Source organism: Nocardia sp. AB354 (assembly GCF_049538315.1).
Classification (GTDB): Bacteria; Actinomycetota; Actinomycetes; order Mycobacteriales; family Mycobacteriaceae; genus Nocardia; species Nocardia nova.
The window spans coordinates 16,762-32,573 of record NZ_JBMVFU010000026.1 but is presented as its reverse complement, the minus strand read 5'-3'; the positions used below and the strand labels follow the sequence as shown (position 1 = coordinate 32,573).

Below are 15,812 nucleotides of genomic sequence, written 5' to 3'. Positions count from 1 at the left end.
ACTCCCATCAACCGTGTGCCGCGTCCGCCGCCGGCGCTCGACCGCCTCCCGGCGGGCCGGCGAATATCTGTGCCAGACCGACATACTCGGCCGCCATCGAACCTTCGACGTCCAATCCGAGATCGCCGCGGTGCCGGCGCTGGGTGACCAGCAGGCAGAAGTCCAGTGCCGACCCGCGGATGCGGTCGGCGGCGTCCTCCGGTCCCCACTGCCAGGGCGCCCCGCCGGGGCCGTAGAGCTCCAGCCGCAGCGATCGCTCGGGCTTCGGACGACCGTGCACGACGAAACTCCAACCGACAGTGGCGTACCCGAGATGCGCGATATGGCGCAGCCGCGCACTGGCGACCGGCGGTAGTCCCAGGGTGTCGCGAATGTCGAGACCGTGGGCCCACGTCTCCATCAGGCGCGCGGTCAGCGAGCTGGCGGCGCTCATCGGGGGCCCGAACCACGGGAGTTTCTGCGACGGATCGGCCTGGGCCATCGTCTCGAGGAGTTTGTCCCGCGCGCCGGCGAACCAGGTCAACAGCTCGGCCCCGGTCCGGTCGCGGTATCGGGCCGCTACGTACTCGGTGAAATCGTCACCGCGCGCGGCCAGTTCGTCCGCCTCCACCCGAAAACGCTCCGGGTCGGTGACCGCGAGAGTTGCGGCGTCGTCGAAGTAGGCGAGATGGCTGACCTGGTCCGCGATCGTCCAGCCGGTCGCCGGGGTACCGAGACGCCACTGCTCCGGGCCGAGAGCTTCCAGTACGTCGAGCACCAGCGCACCCTCGGCACGCAGGTCGGCACAAAGGCCCGTCAAGTCCACACCCATGTCAGTGGTCCTTCTCCTCGATGACGGCGAGCACCGCGCCGCCCTCGACCGTGGATCCGACCTGGATCGGAAGGCTGGTCACCAAACCGTCATAGGGCGCGGTGACCGTGTGCTCCATCTTCATGGCTTCCAGCACCACCACGACATCGCCCGCCGCGACCGCGTCGCCCGCGTCGACAGCTGTCCGGATCACGGTGGCGTGCATCGGGGCGAGCAGCGATCCCGTCTCCTGCGTATCGGCGGGATCGGTGAACCGTGGTGATTCGATCAGCGTCGCCGAGCCCAGTGCGCTGTCGACATATTCGATATCGGCCACGCGCGACGAACGCACCACGGTGCGGACGCCGTCGACGCTGAGATCGATTCGCCCGCAGTCACAGTCGTGTACCGCGACCGCGTGTTCGGTGCCATCGACGGTGACCACACCGCGCCGCAGGTCGTAGGCGATGCGGTGTTCGGTGTCGTCATCGGTTCGAAACGCGGTCCAGGCGGCGCTGCTCGGGACGTTGCGCCATCCGGCCGGCAGCTGCGGCAGAATGGCGGCGCCGTCTCTGCGGCGCGCGGCTCCGATGAGGGCGGCGGCGATCAGGTGCACCACCTCGGCGCGCCGGTCGTTGCTGCGACTCATCGCCACATGATCGTGACGCTCCAGATAGCCGGTGTCGATCGCGCCGGCCCGGAATTCCGGTTCACGCAGAATCGACACCAGCAGTTGACGATTCGTCGTGACGCCGTGCACGACCGTCTCCGCCAGCGCCCGGCCCAGGCGGCGCACCGCCTGCTCCCGGTCGGCGCCGTACGCGATGACCTTCGCCAGCATCGGGTCGTAGTGCACGCCGACCCGCGAGCCGGAGCGGATACCGGAATCGACCCGGATTCCCGGCAGATCCGGCACCTCGAAGCGGCGCACCGTGCCGGTCGAGGGCAGATAGCCCGCCGCGACATCCTCCGCGTAGAGCCGCACTTCCACCGCGTGCCCGCGCAGCGTCGGCGAAAGTACCTCGGGCGGTAGCGGTTTGCCTTCGGCGACGAGCAACTGCGCACGAACCAGGTCGGTGCCGGTCACCGCCTCGGTGACCGGATGCTCGACCTGCAGGCGGGTGTTGACTTCCAGGAAATAGAAGTCGCCGGCCGGATCCATGACGAATTCGACCGTCCCCGCTCCCCGGTATCCGATGGCGCGCGCCGCGTCGACCGCGGCGCTACCCAGCTTGTCGCGCAGGCTCTCGTCGACCGCCGAGGAGGGGGCCTCTTCGATGATTTTCTGATAGCGACGCTGGATGGAGCATTCGCGCTCGAACAGATGGACCGTGTTGCCGTGATCGTCGGCGAAAACCTGGACTTCGATATGGCGTGGCCGCTCGACGTAATGCTCGAGGAAGACCGCGCCGTTACCGAACGCGGAGGCCGCTTCGCTCTGTGCGCGTTCGACGGCTTCCGGCAGCGACCCGAGCTCGCGAACGATGCGCATGCCGCGGCCACCACCGCCGTACGAGGCTTTCACCAGCAGCGGCAATTCCAGCTCGGCCGCGGCCGCCATGAGTGGGCGACCCCCGACCGTCCCGTCGGAGTCGACCACGAGGCCGTTGAGCACCGGTACACCAGCAGCGGCCATCAGTTCCTTGGCCGCCGTTTTCGATCCCATCGCCTCGATGGCCTCGGGCGGCGGGCCGACGAACACGATTCCCGCCTCGGCGCAGGAGCGCGCGAATTCCGCGTTCTCCGAGAGGAATCCGTATCCGGGGTGGATGGCATCGGCGCCGGTCCGCTGCGCCGCGCGGATGATGAGATCGCCGCGAAGGTAGGTGTCGGCCGGCGCCGAGCCGGGGAGAGCCACGGCCTCGTCGGCGAGCGTCACGAACGGTGCCGCCGCATCGGCGTCGGAGTAGACCGCGACCGTCGCGATATCCATATCGCGGGCGGTGCGGATCACGCGCTCGGCGATTTCCGCGCGATTGGCGATGAGAAGTTTGTGAATCATGTGCTCACATCCTGAAGACGCCGTAGCCACGGCGGCCCTCGACCGGTCCGGAATGCGCAGCCGACAAGGCGATACCGAGTACGGTTCGCGTGTCGCGTGGGTCCAGGACGCCGTCGTCGTAGACCTTGCCGCTGATGAAGAAGGAATGTGATTCCGCGGCGATCTGCTGTTCGATCTCCTGGCGGCGGCGGATATCGGCGTCCTCGTCGAATTCTCGTCCCGAATTCGCCGCCGCGGCCTTGCCGACGATCGACAGCACTCCCGCCAATTGGGCCGCGCCCATGACCGCGAGTTTGGCGCCGACCCAGGCGAACATGAACCGTGGACTATAGGCCCGGCCGGACATGCCGTAGTTGCCCGCTCCGAACGAGGCGGCCATGTTGATGGTGAAATGCGGGACCGTGCTGTTGGTGACGGCGTTGATCATCTTGGCGCCGTCTTTGATGATGCCGCGTTGCTCGTAGGTGGTTCCCACCATGTATCCGGTGGTGTTCTGCAGGAAGACCAGCGGGGTGTCGGTCTGGTTGGCCAGCAGGATGAACTCGGTGGCCTTCTCCGCTTCTTCGCTGAACAGAACGCCGTTGGCGTTGGCCAGGATTCCGACGGGAAATCCGTGGATGGATGCCCACCCGGTGACCAGGCTCGTGCCGTACTCGGGCTTGTACTCACCGAAGCGTGAGCCGTCCACGACGCGAGCGATGACTTCGCGCGGGTCGAACGGCACCCGGAAGTCCGCGGGCGCGATGCCGAGAAGTTCCTCGCAATCGTAGAGCGGTGGGTCGGCGGGCAACGTCGGTCCGGGACCCCGCTTGCGCCAATTGAGTTCGGAGACGATCCGGCGGCCGATGCGGATGGCATCGTGCTCGTCCACCGCGAAATGATCGGCGAGGCCGGAGACGCGGGCATGCATCGCCGCGCCGCCGAGATCCTCGTCGTCGGCGTCCTCACCGGTCGCCATCTTCACCAGCGGCGGGCCGCCCAGGAAAACCTTCGCCTGCTGGTCGACGAGAACGGCGTGGTCACACATTCCCGGCACATACGCGCCACCCGCGGTGGAGTTTCCGAAAACCAATGCGATCGTGGGTATTCCGCGAGCCGACAGGTCACTGAGGTCGTGGAAGATCTGACCGGCCTGAACGAACAGATTGGCCTGGTTCGGCAGATCTGCACCCCCCGATTCCACCAAATTGATCACCGGAAGCCGGTTGGCGCGGGCGATTTCGAGCGCACGCAGTGTCTTCTTCAACGACCATGGGTTCATCGCACCACTGCGCACGGTGGGGTCGTGCGCGATGATCGCCACCTCGACGCCGGCGACGACGCCGATACCGGTGACGACACTCGCCCCGGTGGTGAACTCCGTGCCCCAGGCGGCCAGGCTCGACAGCTCGAGGAAATGCGCATCGCGATCCAGGAGCAACTCGATACGTTCGCGAGCGAGCAGCCGGCCGCGTTCGTGGTGCCGGCGGATGTATCGTTCGCCGCCACCCGCTCGTGCCAGATCGAGCTGGTTGTCCAGTTCCGCGAGGTTGCGAAGCTGGGCCTCTCGGTTGGTGCCGAAGGTCTGGGACGTCGTGTCGAGCCGAGAGCGAATAGGACTGGTCTCGGACCGCGTGGTCGTGCTCATGTAGCTCCTTCTCCGACGCGGACGTGTGCACCGCACCGGTACGAACGTGGCAGGGCGAAGGCGGCTGTCCGGCGAACTCGTTGCCGCGCATCCCTTCCGATCCCGTCGGCCCCCCGAACCGCCGCGACTGTCCGCTAAGTTAGTAAATTCGAATTCACTTCTGTAGAAGTTAACACGGTCCCCCACCCCGCACAACAGGCCATTTCCCCGCCGAGAGGCCGACGACCGGCGGTCCATCCGTGCTTGAAACCTAGGTTCACCACCGGTTCCGACGGTGAATCCAGTCACATCTACGCGCCATTGTCCCAGTTCGATGCACATCACCGTGGCACCATCGCGCGAGGTCTATCGCTTTTAGTGAATTCAAAGTAACTTACTACCGCGGGTGACCGGAGAACAGCGATGGCGCCCGATGCGGGATCGGCCCCTCGATACGAAGACCCGGCACGCACCGCCTGCGCCGTCGATTGTGGCGCCGCCGGAATCCCGGCACGTCGGCGCATCCTCCACCGACCCCACCGGAAGGGTTGGCGTGCAATGACTTTCACACGTCCCGACACGTCCGCCACACTGCCGACTGCGAAGGAGTACTGATGGAATTCATCGAGACCGAACACGAGGGCGCACTGCGCGAAGCGGTGGCCGCCGTGGTCCGGAAATTCGGCGGCGACTACTACGCCGAACGGGCCCGGAGCGGCGAGCCCACCACCGAGCTGTGGCAGGCACTGGGTGATGCGGGTTTCATCGGCGTCAACCTGCCCGAGGAGTACGGCGGCGGCGCCGCCGGGCTCGCCGAACTCACGATCGTGTGCGAGGAATCTGCCGCAACGGGCTGCCCGATGTTGTTGCTGCTGGTGTCCGCCGCGATCTGTGGCGAGGTGATCACCCGCTACGGAACCGATGAGCAGCGTGCACGCTGGTTGCCACCGCTCGCCGCGGGTCGGACCAAGATGGCCTTCGCGATCACCGAACCCGACGCAGGATCCAATTCGCACCGTATCGCCACGACCGCCGAACGCGACGGCGATGAGTGGGTACTGCGTGGAACCAAGTACTACATCTCCGGCGTGGACGAGGCCGACGCGATTCTCGTGGTCACCCGCACCGGAATCGATCCGGAGACCGGACGTGGACGCCTGTCGCTGTTCATCGTCGACACCGACGCGCCCAACCTGGTGTGCCAGCAGTTGCCGGTGGCCGCTCAGTTGCCCGAGAAGCAGTTCACCCTCTTCTTCGACGGTGTCCGGGTCGCCGCCGATCGGCTCGTCGGCAGCGAGGGCGACGGTTTCGTCCAGGTCTTCCACGGACTCAATCCGGAACGCATCGTCGGCGCGGCGCTGTGCGTCGGCATCGGGCGTTACGCGCTGCAGCGAGCAGCCGACTACGCCCGCAACCGTTCGGTCTGGGGCACTCCCATCGCCACACACCAGGGTGTCTCACACGCCTTGGCGAAGGCCAAGATCGAGGTCGAGACCGCCGCATTGATCACCGCGCGCGCCGCGTGGCTGCACGACCAGGGGCAACCCGCGGGCGAAGCGGCGAACATGGCCAAATACGCCGCCGCGGAAGCCGCTCTGGCCGCCGTGGATGCCGCGATCCAGACCCACGGCGGCAACGGGATGTCGGTCGAATACGGCTTGATCCCCCTGTGGGGCCTCGCGCGTCTGCTGCGCATCGCGCCGGTGAACCGGGAGATGGTCCTCAACTACATCGCCCAGCACAGCCTGGGACTACCGAAGTCGTACTGACCGGCCGTCGAGTCGACACACCACTCGCCAACCGACCTCTGGAGTCTCCGTGAACCAATCGCCCTCCACCGATGCACATCCACACCTGCTGGCCCCGCTGCGGCTCGGCCCGGTCACGCTTCCCAACCGCATGGTGATGGGCGCGATACATACCCGCCTGGAAACCGTCGATCGACCGGCGGAGCGCCTGGCCGCCTTCTACGCCGAGCGAGCCCGCGGTGGGATCGGGCTCATCATCACCGGCGCTTACTCGCCGCATCCGTGCGGCCGCTTCGACGCCCACGACTCCGGCGTCATAGACGACGATCACGAGCTCGACTCGCACCGTGCGGTATGCACCGCGGTGCACGATGCGGGCTCTTCGATCGTGCTGCAGCTGCTGCATGGCGGTCGCTACGCCAAGGTGCCCGAGTGTGTGGGCCCGTCCGCGGAGCGTGCCGCCATCAACCGATACGCGCCGCGGGTCCTCGAGACGGCGGAGATCTGGGAGATCATCGCCCAGTACGTTCGCGCCGCGGAGCTGGCGCGTGAGGCCGGCTACGACGGAGTCGAGATCATGGGCTCCGAGGGCTACCTCATCAACGAGTTCATCTCGCCGCGAACCAACGATCGCACCGACGAGTTCGGCGCCGACCTCGACGGCCGGCTCCGGTTGCCCGTCGAGATCGTGCGCCGCATCCGCGAGCGCCTCGGCCCCGATTTCCTGCTGATGTACCGCATCTCGGCGATCGATCTCGTCGAGGGCGGCCTCACCGGTGACGAGATCACCGAACTCGCCCGCCGCATCGAGGCGGCCGGCGCCGATGCCATCAACACCGGCATCGGCTGGCACGAATCCACGGTGCCCACCATCGCCGCCAGCGTTCCACGCGCGGCCTGGGCCTTCGCCGTCCGGCGCGTCAAAGCCGCGGTGACGGTGCCGGTGATCGCCTCCAACCGGATCAACGATCCGGATGTGGCGGAGGCACTGCTCGCGGACGGGACCGCGGATCTGGTGTCCATGGCTCGCCCGCTGCTGGCCGACCCCGCCTTCGCGGCCAAGGTTCGCACCGGCCGGACCGACGAGATCAACACGTGCATCGCGTGCAACCAGGCCTGCCTGGACCGCATCTTCACCGACCGGACCGCCTCCTGCATGGTCAATCCGCGCGCCGGACGGGAAATCGAGTTCATCGCCGAAACAGCCGCTGTCCGTAAGCGCATCGGGGTCGTCGGCGGTGGTCCGGCCGGGATGGCGTACGCGCTCACCGCCGCCGAACGCGGCCACGCGGTCACCCTCTACGACTCCGCCGACGAGCTCGGCGGGCAGTGGAACATGGCCAGGAAGGTTCCCGGCAAGTCCGAGTTCGACCAGGCAATCCGCTACTACCGGGTCCGGCTGCAGCGCGTCGGCGTCGACGTGCGCTTGGGCAAACCCGTGGGCGCCGACGACCTGGCCGGTGCGGACTACGACCACATCGTGCTGGCCACGGGCGTGACCCCGCGGCAACCGGATATCCCCGGCATGGACCATCCCACGGTCGTGTCCTACGTCGAAATCCTCACCGGCCGAGTGATTCCCGGACGACGGGTAGCCATCATCGGGGCAGGTGGTATCGGCTTCGACACTGCCGAGTTTCTCGTGGGCAATCCCCGCGTCGCCCTCGACCCCGATATGTTCTTGCGCGAATGGGGCGTGGCCGAGCCTGATTCGGGCCTCCGCGGCGACGTCACGAGCCCGCCTGCGGACTCCCGGCCCGCCCACGACATCACCATGTTCCAACGTAGATTCGAACCGATGGGTCGCGGCCTGGGCAAGACCACCGGCTGGATTCTGCGCAGCCGGCTACGCAAGGCCGGTGTCGCCGAGATCACCGGAGCGCGATACGACGGCATCGACGACCGGGGCCTGCACTACACCATCGCCGGGCAGCGCCATGTCCACTCCTGCGACACCGTCGTCATCTGCGCGGGCCAGGAGAGCAACCGCTCGCTCCATCGCCTGCTCGCCGAACGAGGTATCGACGCTCAGTTGATCGGCGGCGCCCACGTCGCCACCGAACTGGACGCCGTCGGGGCCATCGACGAAGCCACCCGCTCGGCACTCACGGTCTGACGCCTCGGGCGGGCGTCACCGAGCCCGACGCCTGCCCGCGCATCCGTACGATTCGCGGCTGCGAGGCTGTGCCGACCGCGGCAGCGCGGGCAGGGCCGCAGCGGAGAAGGGCATTTCGGCCCTGTCGTCACTCGACGGCGGACGGCACTCTCGAACGAAGGAAGGTTGGTCGGAGCGGAAGTGCCGACGCCGGTGAACGGCATCCGCCGGGCGATACCCACTCGCCGCTTTGTCCGTCGACCCAGAAAGTCGAGGTGCCGGTGATGCTGGGCGAACTGAAGGATTCACAGATCGAGTCGGTGCTGCGCAGCGAGGTGGTCGGGCGTATCGGCTGCCTCAGCGACGGCCACGTGTACGTCGTCCCCGTCACCTACGTCTACGACGGCGAGTGTGTGTACGGGCATTCGGCCGACGGAGACAAGCTGCGCGCGATGCGTGCCCACCCGGATGTCTGCTTCGAGGTCGAGCACGTGGACAATCTGGCGAACTGGCAGAGCGTGATCGCCTGGGGGACGTTCGAAGAACTCAGCGGGCCGGACGCCGAGGCGGGCATGCGATTGCTCGTCGACCGGCTGCTGCCGCTGCTGTCCAGCAGTACGAGTCCACCGGAACACGACGCGGGGTCGGCCGGCGGCGGCCACGCGTCCGTCTACCGAATCCGGCTCGGGCGGCGAACCGGCCGTTTCGAAAAACGCTGACCGGCAACGGCATCGGCGAGGACACCGGGCGTCACTTCAGTGGCAGCGCACCGTCCATACCGCCGACATCGGTGATCTTCCAGCCGGAATTCCGGTCCAGAGCGACGTTGTAGGTGACCGTGGTCTGGCCGCCCTGCGGTGTCTGCACACTGGTGGAGGAGACGTTGAGGAACACGTCGACCTTGTACACGCCGTTCGACTCCGACATCACCTTCGCGGTGATCGGCTGCGCGGTCGAATTCCATTGCAGCGGGGTGAGAATCGCCTCCAGTTGCGGCGCGGTGGCCTTGAATTTGTCCGCGAGCTGCGCCGAGGTGCCGGCCTGGAGTTTGCCCAGCCAGGCGTTGGCATTCTTGTAGTCGATCGTCGAGGCGCCCACCGCGTAGTCGGAGGCGACCTGCTCGGCCTTGGCACGGTCACTGTCGGCCGCCTCGCGCTCGGAGATATCTCCGCGCGCCGACCACAGAAACATGGCGAGGACCGCGATCACGGCGACCGCGATCAGGGCCACAGCCGCGGTTGCCACGGTGGACAGTCGTAATGAGACGGTCCGTCGCCTGGCGCGAGGGGACGCAGCGGGGGCGTCGTCGGGTGTGCCGGTCTTCGGGTCGAGGGTTTCGGTTGCCATTGTCGCTCTGCCTCACTGGATGTATCGATGGATCATTTGACGTCGATGGACAACTTCAGCGACCGGCCGTCGCCGGTGGCGTGCACCGCCTGGCTGATCAGGCTGCCGAGATCGATGCGCGCGGCCACATCGGTGGCATCCGCGACGGCGGGCCGGAGTGCCGGCGCCAGCGCGAGCAGGTCGGGTCCGATCTTCTGGAGCCGGCAGTCGAGCTGGGGCAACAGCGGCGCCAGTCCGGTGCCGGTGACGTAATCGTCAGGGAACTTCCCGACACGGAAAACCGATTCGACGGTGTCCACCACCTGCTTCACGCCCACGCCGAACTGCCCCCAGTACGGCCCGCCGGCCTTCATGTCCGCGCCCATCCAATCGATGTCGGCGCCGAGTGCCTGCAGATTGCTCATCAACGCCCGGAGTTGCGGTGTCCGGCTCAGCAGCGTGGCGGCGAGGAGATCGGTCGATCGCGACAGCTCCGGCACGATCGCCTCGGTGCCGGCCAAACCCTGATGGAAGGTATCGACAAGGGCGGCAAGGGATTTCGGATCCACCTGAGCGAGCAGATCGGTGACCGCGCGCGCCATCTCCGGGATGGACGGCGGCGCGGTCAGCTTCGCGGTGTCGATGCGCTGCCCGTCGCGCAGATATGCCCCGCCCGCACCGCTCGGAACGAACTCGACGTAGGGCTCACCCAGCGCGGACAGCTGCTCGATGGACACCGAACTCGATGCCGGAATGCGGTAGTCGTCGCGCACCCGCAGGCGGACCTGCGCGCCCGTGTTCGCGACCGAGACGGCCGCGACCTCGCCGACTTTCACCCCCGACAACAGCACCGCGGAACGCGGAACCAGGCCGGCCGAGTCCGGTAGCGCCATCGTGAAGGTGTCGTACCTGGTGAGCCAGTCGACGCGCACCACACCGAAGCTCATGTACGTCGCACCGGTGACGAAAACGGCGGCGATCGCACCGAGGGACAGCAGCGAACTGGCTTTCACCGGACGGCTCCGATCATGCGCAGGGTGGCCAGGATTCGATCCACCTGGTCGTCGGCGGGGCTGGGCTCCGCGTCCGTGACGTGCACGCCCGTGATGTTCACCTTCGGGCCCTGCTCGACGAAGGGAATCAGGTCGTCACGCAACACCGAGACCAACCGGTTGAGGTTGGAGGGCGCGTTCAGGTCCAGAGGTCGCGCGGTGAACAACAGGGGGACAAGTGCTTCGGCCGCGGCGTCGCCCGACGCGGCGATGGGCGCGAGCCAGCCGATGCCCTGGGTGATCGAACCGATCGCCCCCAGCACGCCCAGCATCTTCGCGATCGACGTGGTCGCCACCGTCACCTGCGTCGCGCCTTCCTTCGACAGCAGTTCGGCCAGATCGTCACGCACCTGCGTGACCGAATCGACGTCGGCCGCCACCGTGCGGCCCAGCGCCGAGACCTGGTCCAGATTGGTCGCGAGATCGGTGAAATCGGTTCCCATCAGCCTCGACAAGCCGGCGGTCTCGCGCGGGTCGGCGGGCAGGGTGGCGTTCATCCGGTCGACGATGTCCTGGAACTTTGTGACGGCTCCCCCGCCGACGAAGGTCGCCAATCCGCTGAGCAGATCCTCGATCTGCAGCGGCGGGCGGGTGCGCTCGAGGGGGATGAGTCCGTTACCGGGGATCGTCGTGCCGAACCCGTCCGCAGGGGTGGTCAACGCGATGTAGATATCGCCCAGGACGGTGCTCTGCCGCAACTGCGCGGTGGTCGACGCCGGTAACCGGACCCCCTCGGAGATGTCCACATCCGCAACGACATACCCCTTGTGGTTCGCGGCCGGGTCGATCACTCGCACACTGTCGAGGCTGCCGACCGTGCGCCCGTTCGCCGCCACCTTGGCATGGGCCGGCAGATTGAGCGCGGTGGCGAACTCGATGTGCACTCGATAGGTGGGGCCCGAGACGGTACTGCCCGGAACCGGGATCGATGTGGGATCGAAGCCACAGCCGGCCACCGTGGATCCCGCGATCACCACCACCGCGGACACCGAAAGTCGCATTGCCGAGATCGAGAGTTTCATCGGGCGCCCGCCAGTCCCAGGACGACTCCCGCCAGATTCAGGTCCGCCATCCCGTCACCGGCGGAGGCGCATTTCCCGGGCATGGCCGCGTTCACCGCGGCACAGAGTCGATCCGCATCGCCTTGTGGCACCGCGACGCGGGGAGCCGCGTACACCACTGTCGGGGCGCCCGTCACCGGATCCGTCGATCGGGTGAACGCCGACACCACGGCCGGAACCATCCCGATCAGTTCGCGGACACTGCCGATATGGGCGGCCAGCAGATGCAGATACGGTGCTACAGCATCGATTCCGCCGAGCAGCGGTCCGCCGTATTGCCGCGCGAGACCGTTGATCCACGGCACCAGAACACGGAGTTGCTTGCCGATGACGTCCCCCTCCGACAGGATCTCGTTGTCGGTCTGATCGAACAGCGGGCCGAATCCTTCTAGCGTGGCCTTGATTTCGGGCCAGTTGGCCAGTGCGCTGGACGACAGCGATGCCAGCGCGTCGATGAGTTCGCCGATGTGGCCGATCGCGGCATCCGGGGAATTCAATGCCGCGCCGAGTTTGCCGATCAGCTCGTTCATTCGCGGCCCGGTGCCCACCGTGGCGTTGTTCAGGGCGTTCACACTCCCGGAGACCGCATGCCCGCCGTCGGCGTTGAGCTGGGTGGCCAGATCGGTGATGGCGGCGAGCGTCCGAGTCATGCTTTTGGGTGTCAGGGTCTTGGTGATGCAGGTACCGGGATTCCACCGGTTCACGGCTTTTCCGTCCGACAGCACGGCGAGGTTGCGGTCGGCCGCGAGTGTGTCGGAAAAGGTTGTCGCGCTCACCGTGCCTTTGAGCGGATGGTCCCGTTCCACCGTGAAATCCACTCGTACCGTGCCGTTTTCGGGACGAACGGCGGTGACGGTGCCGACCGTGATACCGAGCATCGTCACGTGATTGCCCGGATAGAGACCGATGGCGTCGGGCATGATCGCGCAATAGCTCTGCATTGCCCGAGGTGGTGCGACCACCGTCAGGTAGGCGGCAACCGCGGCCGCGGCCAACGCCGACACTCCGAAGATCGAGATGAACCCACGCGAGGCGAGAAAGCGGTACAGCATCAGCACCCCTGTCCCGGCAGCGGAATACAGACGGCCGGCAGTGACATCGGCGCCGCCGACCGGTCCACGGTCACGACTCCGGCAGGACCGATCAACGATTGCAGGCGCTGGCCCATCCCGTGCAGCGAAGCGAGCACACCGTCCAGACGTTTTCCCAGCTCCTGCAGTTGCGGCAAGGCGGTGACGAGAGCGTCCGACATGGGCTGCAGCGTGTTTTTCCAGCCCGGTTCCAGGGCCGCCAGCCGCGAGGTCAGGTCGGCGGTGAGAGACAGCGCCTCGCGTATCTCCGCGCGCTTGCCGGCCGCGATGGTCTCGATACTGCCGATACTGCCGATCAATTGCCCGATCTGTGCTTTCACGGAGTCCAGCGCGGCGCCGAATTCGGATGCGACACCGAGCGTTCGCGAGATGTCGGAATTCTGTTGCTGCAGGATCGTGACGATCGAGTCCAGTGCCGCGCCCATCCTCCGGATGCCCTCGGGCGTGGTGGTCGTTGCCTGCTGCAGCGCGGTGAGATTCTCCCGCAGGGTGCCCGCGTCGATATGCGCGATCGGCGCGGCCGCATCCCGGAAGGTCTGCTCGAGGCTGTAGGGCAGCGAAACATGATCGACGGGAATGGGTTTCGACCCCAGTGCCGTGGCGCCTGCCGGCGCGACAGCGACATAGTGGCCGCCGGCCACGGTGAGCATGCGGATGTCGAGGGTGGTCCGGTCTCCGATGAAGACGTGCGAATCCACCGTGAACGTCATGCGCACCCGATCGTCGAGCAGGTCGAGTGCGGTCACCTCCCCCACCGGGACACCGGCCACCCGCACACTGTCACCGGCCTTCACCGACCCGGCCTCGGCGAGTTCGGCCCGATAGGTGGACTTGCCCAGCGGAAGCACGTAAACGATGCCGACGGCGGCCAGAATCGCCACGACCGCAACCAGACCCGCGATACCGAACCGCAGCTCGCGGCGCGCTCGCGCCCGCACGTGGTCCGCGGGCGGCCGGTTGCGTGGCGCCCTCCCCGTGCGGAGTCTGCTCAGCCTTTGCATACCGAAATCCTTTGTCCTGCGATGAGTACCTGCAGCGCCGCCGGCACCGGCGCGTTCCCTTTCGAGCAGGGTGATGGCGCGGCCGGATTCGCCGCGGGCAGTTGATCGTTCAAACTCTGGAGCAGGCCGGGCAGCCTGCCCAGCAGGTTCACCGCCGCTTGCGGGTCCGGGAACGCCGCCCGCAGCGCAGTGTCGAAGTCGGGGTCGGCGCCCGGAGTCAGGCCGAGTGTCGCCGCCAGCTCGTCGAGCGGTTTCAGCACCGGAGGCCCGGTCACCGCCAGCTCGACCACTCCGTCCATCTTCTGCCGCAGCACGACGAAGACATGCACCAGTCCGTCGAGCAGTGTGACCGCCTCCGGGGACCGGCCACCGAGCTGGTCGGCCGCGATACGCATGTTGTGAATCAGCACCGAGATCACCGCCTGCCGGTCGGTGACGTAGCCGCTGAGCTTGTCGATCGCGTCGAGTGCGGGACCGATCCCCTCCCCGTCACCCTGGACGACAGCCAGCATGCTGCTGGTGAACTGGTTCAGCGCCTCGGGCGAGAACTCGGCCAGGACCGGTTTGAGCCCGTTGAACAGTGTGGTGATGTCGAACGACGGCGTGGTGTGGTCGACGCCGACGGTCGTGCCCGCGGCCAGCTGGGTTCCGGGCCGATCCGGTTGCCGCACATCGACATACCGTTGCCCGGTCAGACTCTGGTAGCGGATGGCCAGCGTGCTGGTGTCGTACACCGGCCGGTCGTGGCGGACGGTGAATCGGACCCGGGCCTTGTTGCCGGCGTCGAGGGTGACGGAATCGACCTTGCCGACCTGCACGCCGAACATGCGGACGTCGGCACCGGATGCGAGCCCGTTGGCGTCGGTGAACAACGCCGTGTAGTGGTCGACCGTACCGCCCACGGGCCGTTGGATGGCCTGCACGATCACCGTCACCAGCACCAGCATCACCGCCGTGAACAGCGCCAGCCGCCAGGTGACAGCCGTGAGTGACTTCATCGCGCACCTCCGCCCGCGCCGGGCACGGTGCCGAGCAACGGCTGCGCGAGCCCGGGCACACCACGCAGGGTCACATCCAGATTCAGTACGGGCCCGTTCGGAGACGGCTGGAAGGCCCCGCCGATCGCATCGAGCAGCTGCCGCAGCTCCGCGCCGGAACGCTGTGGATCCGGCACGGTGTGCGCGAGGGCCGCGAACAACGGTGCGAGCATGTCGGTGTAGGGCCCCAGATATCGCTCGGCGGTATCGGCGGTCGAGCCGATGGCAGGGAAGACCTGATCGGACATCAGGCTCACACCGTCGTCGAACCATTGCCGGTCGGTGCGCAATACCTGGATCCGTCCGAAGCTGGTCAGCTGCACCACACTTCCGGACAACAGTGACGGAAGGCCGGACAGGCCCTGGGCATAGTTTCCGAACAGTTCCGAGGGCAGCAGCCGCTGGGTTTCGGCGGCGAGACGCGTGGTGGTGATCAGCGCTTCCAGGATCGGGGCGAAGGCCTTCACATCGGTGGCGACCTGGGTCAGCAGTTGGGTGAGCTGCGGGGTCATCACACTGGGCAGCACGTCGGACAGCGACCGCAGCAGCGCCCCCATGGTGGCGTCGTGTACTCGATTCGCTTGCGCGCGAGTCAGATCCACGATCGAGCCGGCATGCACCGGGGTGCCGCCCTGGCCACGCGACAACCGGAGCTCGCTGATCCCGAACAGGTTGCTCGGCACATAATCGACAGCCAGGTGATCGGTGAGGCCGGGAACTCCGGAGTCGTCGAGCGCCAGTGTGATTCGCTGCCGACCGGGTCCCGCCTCGGCGATATTGCCGACGGCTCCCACCGCTACCCCGTCGATCTGGACGCGCGAGCCGACGACGATGCCGTCACCGATCTGCTCGGTCAGCACATCGACGCGCATCTGTCCGTCGCCGCCGCGCCAGCCTGCCCAGGTCAAGGTCACACCCATTGCCACCGCCGCCACGGCGGAGCCGATCGCGAGCACCCGGCGCCGCGAGGTCGCCATTCCGGGAATTGTGTAATTCGGCATCC

The 15,812-nt window shown here is 67.1% G+C and carries 13 protein-coding genes; 3 read left to right on the top strand and 10 right to left on the bottom strand.

Features of this window, described 5'->3' with window-relative positions; genetic code table 11:
• Positions 1-7: 7 nt before the first annotated feature.
• The 3 genes from ACPCUW_RS28850 to ACPCUW_RS28840 are packed head-to-tail and all read right to left on the bottom strand — an operon-like array spanning position 8 to position 4,419.
• On the bottom strand, positions 8-811 hold the full coding sequence (locus ACPCUW_RS28850; protein WP_423428294.1) for a TIGR03084 family metal-binding protein: 804 nt from the start codon (positions 809-811) through the stop codon (positions 8-10).
• Between the two features lies 1 nt (position 812).
• Positions 813-2,792 (bottom strand): biotin carboxylase N-terminal domain-containing protein, encoded by a 1,980-nt coding sequence (locus ACPCUW_RS28845; RefSeq protein WP_423428293.1) that lies wholly within the window; start codon positions 2,790-2,792, stop codon positions 813-815.
• Between the two features lie 4 nt (positions 2,793-2,796).
• Positions 2,797-4,419, bottom strand: a complete 1,623-nt coding sequence (locus tag ACPCUW_RS28840; protein ID WP_423428292.1) for an acyl-CoA carboxylase subunit beta — start codon at positions 4,417-4,419, stop codon at positions 2,797-2,799.
• 593 nt (positions 4,420-5,012) lie between these two features.
• Between ACPCUW_RS28840 and ACPCUW_RS28835 the strand changes: the two genes are divergently transcribed.
• The 3 genes from ACPCUW_RS28835 to ACPCUW_RS28825 all read left to right on the top strand — a co-directional run bounded on the left by ACPCUW_RS28835 (position 5,013) and on the right by ACPCUW_RS28825 (position 8,960).
• The gene (locus ACPCUW_RS28835) at positions 5,013-6,167 is read left to right on the top strand and encodes an acyl-CoA dehydrogenase family protein (protein ID WP_423428290.1); all 1,155 of its coding nucleotides are present in this window, start codon (positions 5,013-5,015) and stop codon (positions 6,165-6,167) included.
• 49 nt (positions 6,168-6,216) lie between these two features.
• Complete coding sequence (locus ACPCUW_RS28830) at positions 6,217-8,262, top strand: FAD-dependent oxidoreductase (protein WP_423428289.1); 2,046 nt, start codon at positions 6,217-6,219, stop codon at positions 8,260-8,262.
• A 263-nt stretch (positions 8,263-8,525) separates the two neighbouring features.
• Complete coding sequence (locus tag ACPCUW_RS28825) at positions 8,526-8,960, top strand: pyridoxamine 5'-phosphate oxidase family protein (protein ID WP_064909351.1); 435 nt, start codon at positions 8,526-8,528, stop codon at positions 8,958-8,960.
• 31 nt (positions 8,961-8,991) lie between these two features.
• Here the strand turns inward: ACPCUW_RS28825 and ACPCUW_RS28820 are convergent, their stop codons facing one another.
• From ACPCUW_RS28820 to ACPCUW_RS28790, 7 genes are read right to left on the bottom strand one after another with little or no spacing between them, the layout of a single operon-like run.
• Positions 8,992-9,588 (bottom strand): hypothetical protein, encoded by a 597-nt coding sequence (locus ACPCUW_RS28820; RefSeq protein WP_423428287.1) that lies wholly within the window; start codon positions 9,586-9,588, stop codon positions 8,992-8,994.
• A gap of 32 nt (positions 9,589-9,620) precedes the next feature.
• On the bottom strand, positions 9,621-10,580 hold the full coding sequence (locus ACPCUW_RS28815; protein WP_423428285.1) for an MlaD family protein: 960 nt from the start codon (positions 10,578-10,580) through the stop codon (positions 9,621-9,623).
• Positions 10,577-11,620 (bottom strand): MlaD family protein, encoded by a 1,044-nt coding sequence (locus ACPCUW_RS28810; RefSeq protein WP_423428283.1) that lies wholly within the window; start codon positions 11,618-11,620, stop codon positions 10,577-10,579. The genes ACPCUW_RS28815 and ACPCUW_RS28810 overlap by 4 nt, the downstream gene beginning before the upstream one ends.
• 17 nt (positions 11,621-11,637) lie before the next feature.
• On the bottom strand, positions 11,638-12,732 hold the full coding sequence (locus ACPCUW_RS28805) for an MlaD family protein (RefSeq protein WP_423428281.1): 1,095 nt from the start codon (positions 12,730-12,732) through the stop codon (positions 11,638-11,640).
• Entirely contained in the window at positions 12,732-13,772 is a 1,041-nt protein-coding gene (locus ACPCUW_RS28800; RefSeq protein WP_423428279.1) for an MlaD family protein, read from the bottom strand. Before ACPCUW_RS28800 ends, ACPCUW_RS28805 begins: the two co-directional genes overlap by 1 nt.
• Complete coding sequence (locus ACPCUW_RS28795) at positions 13,760-14,770, bottom strand: MlaD family protein (protein WP_423428278.1); 1,011 nt, start codon at positions 14,768-14,770, stop codon at positions 13,760-13,762. Before ACPCUW_RS28795 ends, ACPCUW_RS28800 begins: the two co-directional genes overlap by 13 nt.
• Positions 14,767-15,786 carry an MlaD family protein gene (locus ACPCUW_RS28790; protein ID WP_423428276.1) on the bottom strand — a complete coding sequence of 340 codons (1,020 nt, stop codon included), beginning with the start codon at positions 15,784-15,786 and terminating at the stop codon, positions 14,767-14,769. Before ACPCUW_RS28790 ends, ACPCUW_RS28795 begins: the two co-directional genes overlap by 4 nt.
• Between the last annotated feature and the right edge of the window lie 26 nt (positions 15,787-15,812).

Bases quoted from the DNA above. Each gene is read 5' to 3' on its own strand.
- ACPCUW_RS28850 (WP_423428294.1), bottom strand. From the start codon at position 811: ATGGGTGTGGACTTGACGGGCCTTTGTGCCGACCTGCGTGCCGAGGGT.
- ACPCUW_RS28845 (WP_423428293.1), bottom strand. From the start codon at position 2,792: ATGATTCACAAACTTCTCATCGCCAATCGCGCGGAAATCGCCGAGCGC.
- ACPCUW_RS28840 (WP_423428292.1), bottom strand. From the start codon at position 4,419: ATGAGCACGACCACGCGGTCCGAGACCAGTCCTATTCGCTCTCGGCTC.
- ACPCUW_RS28835 (WP_423428290.1), top strand. From the start codon at position 5,013: ATGGAATTCATCGAGACCGAACACGAGGGCGCACTGCGCGAAGCGGTG.
- ACPCUW_RS28825 (WP_064909351.1), top strand. From the start codon at position 8,526: ATGCTGGGCGAACTGAAGGATTCACAGATCGAGTCGGTGCTGCGCAGC.
- ACPCUW_RS28820 (WP_423428287.1), bottom strand. From the start codon at position 9,588: ATGGCAACCGAAACCCTCGACCCGAAGACCGGCACACCCGACGACGCC.
- ACPCUW_RS28810 (WP_423428283.1), bottom strand. From the start codon at position 11,620: ATGCGACTTTCGGTGTCCGCGGTGGTGGTGATCGCGGGATCCACGGTG.
- ACPCUW_RS28805 (WP_423428281.1), bottom strand. From the start codon at position 12,732: ATGCTGTACCGCTTTCTCGCCTCGCGTGGGTTCATCTCGATCTTCGGA.
- ACPCUW_RS28800 (WP_423428279.1), bottom strand. From the start codon at position 13,772: ATGCAAAGGCTGAGCAGACTCCGCACGGGGAGGGCGCCACGCAACCGG.
- ACPCUW_RS28795 (WP_423428278.1), bottom strand. From the start codon at position 14,770: ATGAAGTCACTCACGGCTGTCACCTGGCGGCTGGCGCTGTTCACGGCG.
- ACPCUW_RS28790 (WP_423428276.1), bottom strand. From the start codon at position 15,786: ATGGCGACCTCGCGGCGCCGGGTGCTCGCGATCGGCTCCGCCGTGGCG.